Genomic DNA, 11,988 nt, shown 5'->3' with positions numbered 1-11,988 from the left:
GATTGCCCCACGACCGAGGAGGACGCGCGACGTGACGGCCGGCACGGACGACGAGATCGCACGCGAGCAGGCCCAGGTCGACGTCGTGTACGGCCGCCTCGACGACCTGCGCGGCCAGACCCGCGCGCGCCTCGCCGAGGTGCGGCGCCAGGGCCCGTCCGGCTCGCCCCAGAACCGCAGCGAGCGCGACGCGTTCGCGACCCTCTACGAGGACCGCCTCGCACAGCTCGAGGCCGTCGAGGAGCGCCTGGTCTTCGGCCGGCTCGACCTCGAAGACGACTCGCGGCGCTACGTCGGTCGCATCGGTCTGACCGACCCGGAGCAGACCCCGCTGCTCACCGACTGGCGGGCACCGGCGGCGCAGGCGTTCTACCGGGCGACGGCCGCGCACCCGGACGGCGTGCGCCGGCGCCGGCACGTGGTCACCCGCGGCCGCACCGTGACCGGTGTGGAGGACGAGGTGCTCGACCTCGAGCTCCTCGACGGCGACGGCGCCGAGCTGTCGGGGCTCTCGGGCGAGGGCGCGCTGCTCGCCGGCCTGCGCGCCGGCCGGACCGGCCGGATGGGCGACATCGTCGCGACCATCCAGGCCGAGCAGGACCGGATCATCCGCTCCGAGCTGGGGGGCGCGCTCGTCGTGCAGGGCGGGCCGGGCACGGGAAAGACCGCCGTGGCGCTGCACCGCGCCGCGTACCTGCTCTACGCGCACCGCCGCCTGCTCGAGCGCTCGGGCGTGCTGCTCGTCGGCCCGTCCCGCACCTTCCTGCGGTACATCGACCAGGTCCTGCCGTCCCTCGGCGAGACCGGCGTGGTCACGACGACGGTCGCGGACCTGGTCCCGGGCGTCGTCGCGGACGGGACCGAGCCCGACGAGGTCGCCGAGATCAAGGGTCGCGCGATCATGGCGCGCGTCGTGGAGCGCGCCGTGCGCGCACGGCAGCGGGTGCCCGCCGAGCCGGTCGAGGTGCGCATCGACGGCCGCAGGGTCGTGGTCCGGCCCGACGACGTCGCCCAGGCGATCGCCCGCGCGCGGCGCCTGCACCGCCCGCACAACCTCGCGCGGGTCGCGTTCGTCCGCGACATGCTCTCGCGCCTCGCGAACCAGTACGTGTCGCAGCTCGCGTTCGAGGTGCCGGCCGACGAGCGCGGCGAGATCGTCGAGGAGCTGCGCTCGACGCGGGAGGTGCGCATCGCGCTCAACCTCGCGTGGATGCCGATGAGCCCGCAGAAGCTCGTCGGCGACCTGTACTCACGACCGTGGCGCCTGGCCCAGGCGGCGCCCGAGCTGTCGGAGCGCGACCGCGCGCTGCTCGCGCGGCCCGCCGACGCGCCGTGGACGCCCGCGGACGTGCCGCTGCTCGACGAGGCCGCGGAGCTGCTCGGCGAGGACGACCAGGCGGACCGCGCGCAGGCCCGGGCCGCGGCCGACGCGCGGGCCCGCGAGGTGGCGTACGCGCGGCAGGTCCTCGAGCAGACCGGGGGCGGGGCGTTCGTCTCCGCGGAGCTGCTCGCCGACCGGTTCGCCGGCGGCGGTCCGGCCCTCACGACCGCCGAGCGCGCCGCCGCCGACCGACGGTGGACGTACGGGCACGTCGTGGTCGACGAGGCGCAGGAGCTCTCCGCCATGGCCTGGCGCATCCTGCTGCGACGCGTGCCGACGCGCTCGCTGACGATCGTGGGCGACGTCGCGCAGACCACGTCCCCCGCCGGTGCGCGCAGCTGGGCGCGGATGCTCGACCCCGTGCTCCGCGGCTCCTGGCGGCAGGCCGACCTGACCGTGAACTACCGCACGCCCGCCGCGGTCGCGGACGTGGCGGGCCGGGTCGCCGATGCGGCGGGCCTGCCTCGGTCGCCGCTCACGTCCGCGCGTGAGGTGCCGGACGCGCTCGTCGTGCGGCAGGTCCCCGGCGACGAGCTCGAGCGGCGCGCGGCGGCCGTCGCGGCCGACGCGCTCGAGGAGGTGCGCGACGCCTCCGGTGGCGGCCGCGTGGCTCTCCTGGCGGTGGCGGAGCGGCAGGAGTCGGTCCGCGCGGCCGCGGCGGACGCGGGTCTGCTCGCGCCCGACGGCGCGCCCGACCTCGACGCGCCCGTCGTCGTGCTGACGCCCCTGGCGGCCAAGGGCCTGGAGTTCGACGTCGTCGTGCTGGTCGAGCCCGCCGAGGTCCTGGCCCGCTCGGCCGGCGACCTGTACGTGGCGATGACCCGCCCCACGCGCACGCTCCACGTGCTGCACGCGGCACCGCTCCCGAGCGGCTGCTGAGCACACCTCACCGACCACCGGGACGGTGTCCGCAGGACGGACGCCCGCGCGCCCAGCACCCGGACAGGCGCACCATGTGCCCGTGCCCAAGGCCCTCTTGCTCGAGAACCTCCACCCGCAGGCCCGCGCGATCCTCGAGGCCGCGGGCTTCGATGTCACCACCCGCACCGGCGCGCTCGACGAGTCCGAGCTCGTCGAGTCCCTGGACGGTGTGCAGCTGCTCGGGATCCGGTCGAAGACCCAGGTCACGGCCGACGTCCTGGCTCAGGCGAAGGACCTCGTCGCGGTCGGCGCCTTCTGCATCGGCACCAACCAGATCGACCTGCGCGCCGCGGCCGACCTGGGCGTCGCCACGTTCAACGCGCCGTTCTCCAACACGCGCTCGGTCGTCGAGATCGCGATCGCGGACATCATCGCGCTCACGCGCCGGCTGACCGTGTTCGACAAGGAGATGCACTCCGGGGTCTGGAACAAGTCAGCCACCGGCGCGCACGAGGTGCGGGGTCGCACGCTCGGCATCATCGGCTACGGCAACATCGGCACCCAGCTGTCGGTGCTCGCCGAGAACCTCGGCATGTCCGTCGTCTTCTACGACGCGGCGGAGAAGCTCGCGCTCGGCAACGCGCGGCGGGCCGCCTCGCTCGACGAGCTGCTGAGCACGGCCGACATCGTCACGCTGCACGTGGACGGCCGTCCCGGCAACGCCGGGTTCTTCGGCGCACCGCAGATCGCCCGGATGAAGCCGGGTGCCATCCTGCTCAACCTGTCCCGCGGGTTCGTCGTCGACCCCGCCGCCGTCCGGGACGCGATCGTCTCCGGGCAGCTCTCGGGCGCCGCGATCGACGTGTTCCCGGTCGAGCCCAAGCGCAAGGGCGACCCGTTCGAGTCCGAGCTGCTCGGCCTCCCGAACGTGATCCTCACCCCGCACACCGGCGGCTCGACCGAGGAGGCCCAGGAGGCGATCGGGCAGTTCGTGGCCAACAAGGTGCGCGACTACCTGGCGACCGGCTCGACGACCCTCTCGGTCAACCTCCCGAACGTCGCCCTCGACCAGCCGCCGGGCGTGCACCGGCTCGCCTACCTCCACCGCAACGTCCCCGGCGTCCTCGCCAAGGTCAACGCGACCCTGGCCGAGCACGGCGTGAACATCGAGGGCCAGCTCCTCGCGACGCGCGGCGAGCTCGGCTACGTGGTCACCGACGCGGGCTCCACGGTGAGCGACGACGTGCTCGACGCCCTGCGCGCCCAGCCCGAGGCCGTGCGCCTGCGCCTGCTGTCCTGACCGCCTGCTGTCCTGACCGACTGCCGTCCTGACAGTTCGTCGTACCTGACGGACCCCGAGAACGGCACGAGGCCCGCCACCGCTGCTGCGGTGGCGGGCCTCGTCGTCGGTGTGCTGCCGCGCGTCAGGCCGAGCCGGACTTGCGCTGGAAGCGCCGCTGGACCGGTCCCGCCGTCTCGGAGCCGTGCACGGCTCCGGTGTTGGTCGAGCCGTCCGCGACCTTGTGGCCCGAGGCCTTCTTGCGCTCGAGCGCCTCGCGGAACTTGGCCTTCTGGTCCTCGCTCACGGCGGTCGTGTGGTCCTGGTCGTCCGTCATCGGCCGTCCCTCCTCCCGGTCTGGCGTGCGCCGTCGCCCTGCGTGCGGCGCGCGCGTCGTCTCACCCTGTCCGACGAGACGCGCGCGCGCCAGCCGATTGCGCCGGCGCGTCGGTCACACGTGCCGAACGGCACCCTGGGCGTCCGTGCCCGTCGTCGCGTCGCCGGTCGTCGCGTCGCCGGTCGTCGCGTCCCCGGTGGTGGCGTCGCCGGTCGTCGCCGGCAGGTGGGTGCGCCACCAGCGCAGCACGTGCTCGAACCGCGCGAGGCGGTGCGACGGCCGGCCGGACCGCGACAGCTCGTGGCCCTCGCCGGGGAAGAGCAGCAGCTCGGACGGGACGCCCCGGCGCTTGAGCTCGACGAACCAGCGCTGGCCCTGCTCCACGGGGCAGCGCCAGTCCTCCTCCGAGTGGATGACGAGCGTCGGCGTGCGCACCGCACCGACGTGCGCCATGGGCGACTGGGCCGCGACCACCTCCGGCTCGACCGCGGCGTCGCCCAGGTACTCGAGACCGAAGAACCACCCGATGTCGCTCGAGCCCACGAAGCTCACCGGGTCCAGGAAGCCGCGCTCGACGACGGCCGCCGTGAACCGCTCCGTGCGGGTCGTCAGCCACGCGGTCAGGTAGCCGCCGTACGAGCCACCCATCACGCCCGTGCGCGCGGCGTCCAACCGGTCGTCCGCCAGCGCCTGGTCCAGGAGCGCGAGCACGTCGTCGGTGTCGACCGTGCCGAACGCCCGCCGGATCGCACGGCCGTGCGCGCGGCCGCGGCCCGACGAGCCGCGCGGGTTGCCGTGCACCACGGCGTACCCCGCGGCCGCCAGCACCTGCACCTCGTCGAACAGCGCGTGCGTGTACTGCGCGAACGGGCCGCCGTGGATCATCAGGATCGTCGGGTACGGTCCGGGCGCGTGCCGCTCGGGGTCGGGCGTGGTGAGCCAGCCCTCGACCCGGTAGCCGTCCGGTGCCTGCGCCACGAGCGGCCGGGGTGTGCGCAGGCGGCCCGTCGCGCGCAGGTCCGCCGAGAGGTCGGTCAGCACGCGCGGCTCGTCCCCGACCTCGACGAGGTCCCCCGCGCTGTCCGGCGTCGCGCGGGCGACGACCACGCGGCCGCCGCCGACGCCCGCCCCGAGCACGACGACCTCGCCGTCCAGGACCGTGCGCGCGGTCCCGTCACCGTCCACGTGCGCGAGCACGACCGCGCCCGCCCGCTGCTCGGCGACCAGCACGCCGCCCTGGTGCTCCACGAGCACGCCCTCGAGGTCGACCTCGTCGGCATCCGTGAGCCGGCGAGGTGTCCCGGCCGGCGCCGGGCCGTCGAGGTCGAGCACGAAGAGCCCGGTGAGGCTGGCGACGAAGTCCCGGCCCGTCGGTCCCGCGTCGCTCGCCAGGAGCCACACGCGACGCCCGTCGGCCGACGGGAGCGCCACGTCCACCGCGAGGGTGGATCCGGCGTCGGCGTCCGTCAGCGGCACCGGCAGCACGGGCTCGGCGGGCGCGGGCGCGCCCGTCGCCGGCACGGCGACGCGCAGTGCGTCCCGCCGCAGGTCGTCCTCGCGCTCGGCGTGCCGGGCCGCGACGACCGCGACCGCGTCGCCCGACGGAAACCACCGCGGCGACGCGACGTCCAGCCCGGGCGGCGTCAGCGGTGTCCCTGCCTCCGGCGCGGCGGGCTCGGCGCCCGGTGCCGCGGGCAGGTCGACGACGAAAAGCCGCAGGTGCCGGTCCCGCGAGAAGCCGAGGCCGTCCTCGCGGTAGCGGAAGGTGGTGACGAGCCGCGGCGCCTCGGCGCGGGCGTCCTCCCCCGGGACGTACCGGCCTTCGTCGGCCACCCGTGCCAGGTACGCGATCCGCGTGCCGTCCGGGGAGAACCGCGGCTCGCTCGCCCCGGCGGGCTCGGCCGTGACCGCGAACGGCTCGCCGCCCGCTGCCTCGACGAGGTGCACCTGGGGCCGGCCTCCCGACGCGCGCCGCACGAACGCGACCCAGCGGCCGTCGGGCGAGACGTCCGGGGCGCTGTCCGCGTGCCCCCGGGTGAGCACGCGCGGCGCGCCGCCGTCGAGCGGGACCCACCACAGGCCACCGCGGTAGTCGTCGTCCGGGGCGTCCGGACGCGACACGGCGACGACCGCCGCCGTCCCGTCCGGGAGGACCGCGGGCGCGCCCGGGGCGCGCCAGAGGAAGATGTCGTCAGGGTTCACCCGTCGACCGTATCCCGCGCTCCGGCCGCTGGCTCAGACCTCGGTCGCCGTGGGCTCGTCGTCCGCCGCCGCGCGGCCCTCGCCCTCCGCGCGCTCGTCCCGCTCAGCGCGGAGCACGGTGATCGCCGCCTCGAAGTCCTCGAGCGAGTCGAACGCCTGGTAGACGCTCGCGAACCGCAGGTACGCGACCTCGTCGAGCTCGCGCAGCGGCCCCAGGATCGCGAGCCCGATCTCGTAGGCGTCGATCTCGGCCGAGCCCGAGGAGCGCAGCGTCTCCTCGACCTTCTGCGCCAGCAGCGCGAGGTCGTCCTCGCTCACGGGTCGGCCCTGGCACGCCTTGCGCACGCCGCCGGCGATCTTGTCGCGGCTGAACGGCTCGGTCGCGCCGGAGCGCTTCACCACCGACAGGCTCGTGGTCTCGACCGTCGTGAACCGTCGGTTGCACGCGGGGCACTGCCGACGGCGTCGGATCGAGGAGCCGTCGTCGGACGTGCGCGAGTCGACCACCCGCGAGTCCGGATGGCGGCAGAACGGGCAGTGCACCGGGGACCTCCGTGTCGTCGGCGCGGCGGATGCGCCCAGGTGACGCTAGGCCACGGCCCATCGCGCCGCAAGCGACGCCTCCGGCAGTCGCGCGAGGGGCGGCCGCCGTGTCCGGCGACCGCCCCTCCGGGACGCCCGTCCCGGGACGCGGGCCGACTCGCCTCGGCGCCGCGGTGCTGCGGGTGCGTGCGGGACGAGGTCCCGCACCGCGCGCGGCAAAAAGCCGCTCAGCGCCTCCCGCGCCTCACCGTTCGAGCCCCCCAGCTCCCGAGTGAGGTAAGGCTAACCTAGGGGGCTTGCTCGCGCGGCGCAAGTGCCGGTCACCGACCTCGTGCGTCAGCCGCGCGGGACCACGAGCTCCTGGCCCGCCATCACCTGCGAGCCCGAGAGCCCGTTGACGCGCACGAGCTCGCGAACCTGCTCGGCCACCGACTCGCCGGCCGCCCGCGAGGACTCGGCGATCCCCCACAGCGTCTCGCCGGACTGCACCACGTACCGGTCGACGTTCGGCGCGGCGTCGTCAGCCGCACTCGCCCGGGCCCCCGCGAAGAACGCGGCGGCGACCGCGACGAGTGCCAGCACGACGAGCAGGGCTCGGCCGCGGGCCGTGAGCCGGAGCTCGCCGCCGGCCGGCACCTGCGCACGCGCCTGCGCCCCGCGCGTCTGCGCCTGGCGCGCCCGCTCCGGCCGAGAGCCGTGCGCCGCCGTGCCTCGTCCGATCGCCGGGCCGATCACCATCGCGCTCATCTCGCCGATCCCTTCCTCGTCGCATCCGCGTCGCCCGCCGTTCCGGCGGGGCTTCGAACGCCTGTCCGTCATACGTCTGTTCGACGTACGTCTGTACGATGTCTACCAGAGGCCTCCGACACGCGTCCACAGATCTCGAACAGATGTTTGAGTTCCGTGCTCGGCCTGCGTAGGCTCGCTGACGAGGAACAGCGCACCACCGACCACTGACACGCACGCCGCGAGCACCTGGCACGTCACGGCTCGTTCAGCGGTCGTCGCAGGTCAGCGGCCGGGACGCGGCCGGAGCGGCCGGGCTTGGCCCGGCCCCGCCGGTCCAGCACACCGCGCGGGCCGGCAGGGACGGTGGCAGCGGTGGCGAGGACGGCACGGGCAGGCAACGGGCAGCGGACGGACAGGACGGGGTGGGGGACGACGTGGCAGACGACACGCAGGCGACGATCGACGAGGCGCGGGACGCGGGAGCGACCGTGCACGAGCTCGAGACGCCGGCCGGCGCGGACGGCCTGACGGCCCGTCAGCGGCTGGTGCTCCAGACCATCCGGACGTCGGTCGAGTCGCGCGGCTACCCCCCGAGCATGCGGGAGATCGGCGAGGCCGTCGGGCTCACGAGCCCGTCCAGCGTCAAGCACCAGCTGACCGCGCTCGAGCGCAAGGGCTACCTCCGCCGCGACCCGAAGCGCCCGCGCGCCATCGAGGTCGTGCAGGCGGACGACGCGCGCACGGTCGGCACGTGGGACGGCGTGCCGTCGGAGGTCGACCTCGGCGAGGGCGCGGGGCGGGAGCAGCTGCAGGCGCCGTCCTACGTCCCCGTGGTCGGTCGCATCGCCGCGGGCGGCCCGATCCTCGCGGACCAGGTGGTCGAGGACGTGTTCCCGTTGCCCCGGCAGCTGGTCGGCGACGGCGAGCTGTTCCTGCTGAAGGTGAGCGGCGACTCGATGATCGAGGCGGCGATCTGCGACGGCGACTGGGTCGTCGTCCGACGCCAGCCCGTGGCGGAGAACGGGGAGATCGTCGCCGCCATGCTCGACGGCGAGGCCACGGTGAAGACGCTGCGGCGCGCCGACGGGCACGTGTGGCTCCTGCCGCACAACGCCGCCTACGCGCCGATCCCCGGTGACGACGCGACCGTGCTCGGCCGCGTCGTCAGCGTCCTGCGGAGCCTCTGAGCCGTGCCCGGTCGGCGCCCCGACCCGCCGCCCGGCCTCGGCGCGCGCCTGCGTCGGGCGCTGGGCCCGGCAGTGCCGCCGCCTGCGGACGACGCGGCGGGGCCGGTGACGTCACCGCCCAGCCGGCCGTCTCGCGACGCGCCGACGTCCGAGGTGCGTCCGGGAGCCTCGTCCGCGGACGTCGAGGACGCGGACGACGACGAGGCCGCGCCGCCACGCCGGAGCGGCGGTCAGTAGCCGAACTGCCGGGCGACGTCACGCACGGCGGCCGCGGAGGCGCGCAGGCCCGAGAGCTCGTCCACCGACATCGGCACGGGCAGCCGGTCGAGCACGCCCGCGGCGCCCACGATCGACGGGACCGAGAGGCAGACGTCGTCGATGCCGTAGTAGCCGTCGAGGAGCGAGGACACCGGCAGGACCCGCCGCTCGTCCTTCAGCACGGCCTCGATGATCCGCGAGCCCGCCAGCGCCACCGCGTAGTTCGTCGCGCCCTTCCCCTCGATGATCCGGTACGCCGACTCGACGACCTCGCGCGCGATCTCGTCGCGCACGGTGGCGGTCAGAGGGCCGGTGCCACCGCGGCCCTCCCAGTCGAGCAGCGGGATCGCGCCGATCGACGCGGAGCTCCACAGCGGCAGCTCGGAGTCGCCGTGCTCCCCGGCGATGTAGGCGTGCACGTTCTGGACCGCGACGCCCGTGTGCTGCGCGAGCAGGTAGCGCAGGCGCGAGCTGTCCAGCACGGTCCCGGAACCGAACAGCTGGGACGGCGGCAGCCCGGAGATCTTCAGCGCGGCGTAGGTCACGACGTCGACGGGGTTGGTGACCATGACGAACACGGCGTCCGGGGCCACCTCCACGACCGACGGCAGCACCTTGCGCACCAGGCCGATCGTCGCCTCGGCGAGGTCGATCCGCGTCTGGCCGGGCTTCTGCTTGGCGCCCGCGGTGAACATCACGACGTCGGCACCGGCGCAGACCGCGATGTCGTCGGAGCCCACCACCTCGGCCATCGACATGAACTGGATCCCGTGACCCAGGTCGAGCGCCTCGGCCTCCACCTTGGCCGTGTTGATGTCGTAGAGCGCCACGGTCCGCGCGGCGCCGCGCATCAGCGCCGCGTACGCCATGGTCGACCCCACGGCCCCGGCGCCGACGATCGCGAGCTTGGACCTGCGCCGCAGGTGCGGGCGGGCCGTCAGAGCCATGTCGTCGTCGTCCCGGGGCGTCAGCCCGGTCGTCGGGTCGGTCATCAGGCCTCCACGGTCGGGCTGCAGCGTGCCTGGTCAGGCTAGCGGTTCAGGCGTCGCGCAACCGCGTGAGCGCGGCGAGCGCGACGTCGCGGTCGGTGGTGCGCCAGAACGGTGGCATCGAGCGCGCCAGGTACTCGCCGTACCGAGCCGTCGCCAGGCGCGGGTCGAGCACCGCGACGACGCCGCGGTCCTGGGGCCCACGGACCAGTCGCCCCGCGCCCTGCGCGAGCAGCAGCGCGGCATGGGTCGCGGAGACCGCCATGAAACCGTTGCCGCCCGCACGTGCGACGACGTCGGAGCGCGCGGACCGCACGGGGTCGTCGGGGCGCGGGAACGGGATCCGGTCGATGAGGACCAGCCGGCACGAGCGCCCCGGCACGTCGACGCCCTGCCACAGCGCGAGCGTCCCGAACAGGCACGTCGCGTCGTCGGCCGCGAACTGCGCGACGAGCGTCGGGAGCTGGTCGTCGCCCTGGAGCAGGACCGGCACGTCGAGCCGCTCGCGCATCGCCTCCGCGGCCGCCGCGGCGGCCCGGCGCGACGAGAACAGGCCGAGCGTCGCTCCCCCGCTGGCCCGCACGAGCGCCTCGATCTCGTCGAGCTGGGCGTCGGTGGCGGGCTCGCGCCCGGGCGGCGGCAGCCGACGGGCGACGTAGCAGATGCCCTGCCGCGGGTAGTCGAACGGGCTGCCGACGTCGAGCCCGCGCCAGCGCAGCGGCCCCTCCGGCGTCTCCGGGGCGGGATCCGCGCCCGGCACCGTCGTCGGTCCGACCGGCTCGGCGTCGGGCCGAAGCTCGAGGCCCACCGAGCGCGCGGTCGGCTCGAACGAGCCGCCGAGAGCGAGGGTCGCCGAGGTGAGGACCGCCGTGCGGTTCGCGAGCAGCTGGGTCCGGACCAGACCGTTGACGGCCAGCGGCGCGGCGTGCAGGCGCGTGGTCACCGCCCCCGACCGGTCCTCGCCGCGCGCGCACCACAGCACGCTGCGGGCCAGGTCCCCCGGGTCCCCCGTCATCCGCTCGGCCGTCTCGAACAGCGTCAGCACCGCGGACTGCGCGACCTTGCGGCCGCCGTCCGCGGGTGCCGTGACGCCCGCCTCGGGGCGCAGGAGGGTCAGCAGCGTGCGGGCCGCGTCCCGCACCGCCGCCACCGCGTCGTGGACCGCGGGCGGGAGCCCGTCACGGAACCGGCCCTCGGGCAGGGGAACGATCGCGGCGGCCAGCGCCTCCCCGGCCGCTTCGAGGTCCGACGAGGGGACGCCGCCGTGCCGCCGCGCGGCGCGTGAGGCGTGCTGCACCACGGGGAGCGAGAGCTCCGCGGTGGCCTGCGCGGTGACCCGGTCGACCAGCTCGTGCGCCTCGTCGACGACGAGGACCTGGTGCTCGGGCAGGACGTGCGGCGAGCCGGAGGCGGCGATGCCGAGCATCGCGTGGTTGGTGACGACGACGTCCGCCTCGCGCGCCTGCGCCCGCGCCCGCTCCGGGAAGCACTCCTCGATGAGCGGGCAGGCGGAGCCCAGGCACTCGAGCGACGTCACCGAGACCTGACGCCAGGCGCGGTCGGTCACACCCGGCACGAGGTCGTCCCGATCACCCGTCTCGGTCTCGTCGGACCACTCCCGCAGCCGGACCACCTGCGCGCCCAGCGCCTCGCGGCCCTCCGGACCCGACGCGCTCCCGCTCGTCGCCGGGTGCTCGGCGGCGCCCGCCCGCTCGGGGAGGTCGAACAACGATCCCTGGTCGTCCTCGGGGTAGCCGCCCGCGACCTTGTGCAGGCACAGGTAGTTGTGCCAGCCCTTGAGCAGCGCGACCTGAGGCTTGCGCGGCAGGCGCGGTGCGAGCGCGTCGGCGACGAGGGGCAGGTCACGCGTCAGCACCTGGCGCTGCAGCGCGAGCGTCGCGGTGGACACGATCACGCGCTCGTCGGCGTGGACCGCGTGTCGGACGGCCGGCACCAGGTAGCCGAGCGACTTCCCGGTGCCCGTGCCCGCCTGGACGAGCAGGTGCTCGCCGCTGTCGAGCGACCGGGCGACCGCGCGCGCCATGGTGTGCTGACCATCGCGCCGGCCACCACCGAGGACCCCGACCGCGACGTCGAGGAGGGCGTCGACGTCGGCGTCCCGCGCGTCCTCACGCGCGGCCGTCGCCCGCTCGCCGCCCGTCCCGGACCGCCGCTCGTCGGTGGTGGACGAGGGCTGCGCGGGCATCGGCACAGCCTAGTGC

General features: G+C 75.4%; 9 protein-coding genes. 3 read left to right on the top strand and 6 right to left on the bottom strand.

The genetic code is table 11. From position 1 onward, the window contains the following. The first annotated feature begins 31 nt into the window (after positions 1 to 31). Positions 32 to 2,260, top strand: a complete 2,229-nt coding sequence (locus tag KIN34_RS16155) for a HelD family protein (protein ID WP_307858292.1) — start codon at positions 32 to 34, stop codon at positions 2,258 to 2,260. An 82-nt stretch (positions 2,261 to 2,342) separates the two neighbouring features. Beyond that, positions 2,343 to 3,542: a phosphoglycerate dehydrogenase gene (gene serA, locus KIN34_RS16150; protein WP_214352985.1), complete on the top strand. Its 1,200-nt coding sequence runs from the start codon at positions 2,343 to 2,345 to the stop codon at positions 3,540 to 3,542. Between the two features lie 124 nt (positions 3,543 to 3,666). Here serA and KIN34_RS16145 read toward each other — a convergent pair whose 3' ends face one another. From KIN34_RS16145 to KIN34_RS16130, 4 genes are all read right to left on the bottom strand, one after another. Further along, positions 3,667 to 3,858 carry a DUF5302 domain-containing protein gene (locus KIN34_RS16145; protein ID WP_214352983.1) on the bottom strand — a complete coding sequence of 64 codons (192 nt, stop codon included), beginning with the start codon at positions 3,856 to 3,858 and terminating at the stop codon, positions 3,667 to 3,669. Between the two features lie 114 nt (positions 3,859 to 3,972). Beyond that, positions 3,973 to 6,060 (bottom strand): S9 family peptidase, encoded by a 2,088-nt coding sequence (locus tag KIN34_RS16140; protein ID WP_214352981.1) that lies wholly within the window; start codon positions 6,058 to 6,060, stop codon positions 3,973 to 3,975. Positions 6,061 to 6,093: 33 nt separating this feature from the next. Beyond that, positions 6,094 to 6,603 (bottom strand): transcriptional regulator NrdR, encoded by a 510-nt coding sequence (nrdR, locus tag KIN34_RS16135; protein ID WP_214352979.1) that lies wholly within the window; start codon positions 6,601 to 6,603, stop codon positions 6,094 to 6,096. A gap of 336 nt (positions 6,604 to 6,939) precedes the next feature. Beyond that, complete coding sequence (locus tag KIN34_RS16130) at positions 6,940 to 7,350, bottom strand: LysM peptidoglycan-binding domain-containing protein (protein WP_214352977.1); 411 nt, start codon at positions 7,348 to 7,350, stop codon at positions 6,940 to 6,942. Between the two features lie 440 nt (positions 7,351 to 7,790). Here KIN34_RS16130 and lexA point away from each other — a divergent pair, with 440 nt between their 5' ends. After that, positions 7,791 to 8,519 (top strand): transcriptional repressor LexA, encoded by a 729-nt coding sequence (gene lexA, locus KIN34_RS16125; protein WP_214353163.1) that lies wholly within the window; start codon positions 7,791 to 7,793, stop codon positions 8,517 to 8,519. 230 nt (positions 8,520 to 8,749) lie between these two features. On the opposite strand, the gene KIN34_RS16120 is transcribed toward lexA, so the two are convergent. Beyond that, entirely contained in the window at positions 8,750 to 9,724 is a 975-nt protein-coding gene (locus KIN34_RS16120) for an L-lactate dehydrogenase (protein ID WP_214353162.1), read from the bottom strand. Between the two features lie 91 nt (positions 9,725 to 9,815). Further along, complete coding sequence (locus KIN34_RS16115; RefSeq protein WP_214352975.1) at positions 9,816 to 11,972, bottom strand: ATP-dependent DNA helicase; 2,157 nt, start codon at positions 11,970 to 11,972, stop codon at positions 9,816 to 9,818. Positions 11,973 to 11,988 lie beyond the last annotated feature (16 nt).

It is taken from the genome of Cellulomonas fulva (assembly GCF_018531375.1).
Classification (GTDB): Bacteria; Actinomycetota; Actinomycetes; order Actinomycetales; family Cellulomonadaceae; genus Cellulomonas; species Cellulomonas fulva.
Note: the sequence above shows the minus strand (reverse complement) of the source record. Positions and strands in the feature narration are given on the sequence as shown.

What these genes read in the sequence shown, in the direction of transcription:
- KIN34_RS16130 (WP_214352977.1), bottom strand. Translation starts at nt 7,350, where the DNA reads ATGAGCGCGATGGTGATCGGCCCGGCGATCGGACGAGGCACGGCGGCG.
- KIN34_RS16115 (WP_214352975.1), bottom strand. Translation starts at nt 11,972, where the DNA reads ATGCCCGCGCAGCCCTCGTCCACCACCGACGAGCGGCGGTCCGGGACG.
- KIN34_RS16145 (WP_214352983.1), bottom strand. Translation starts at nt 3,858, where the DNA reads ATGACGGACGACCAGGACCACACGACCGCCGTGAGCGAGGACCAGAAG.
- KIN34_RS16120 (WP_214353162.1), bottom strand. Translation starts at nt 9,724, where the DNA reads ATGGCTCTGACGGCCCGCCCGCACCTGCGGCGCAGGTCCAAGCTCGCG.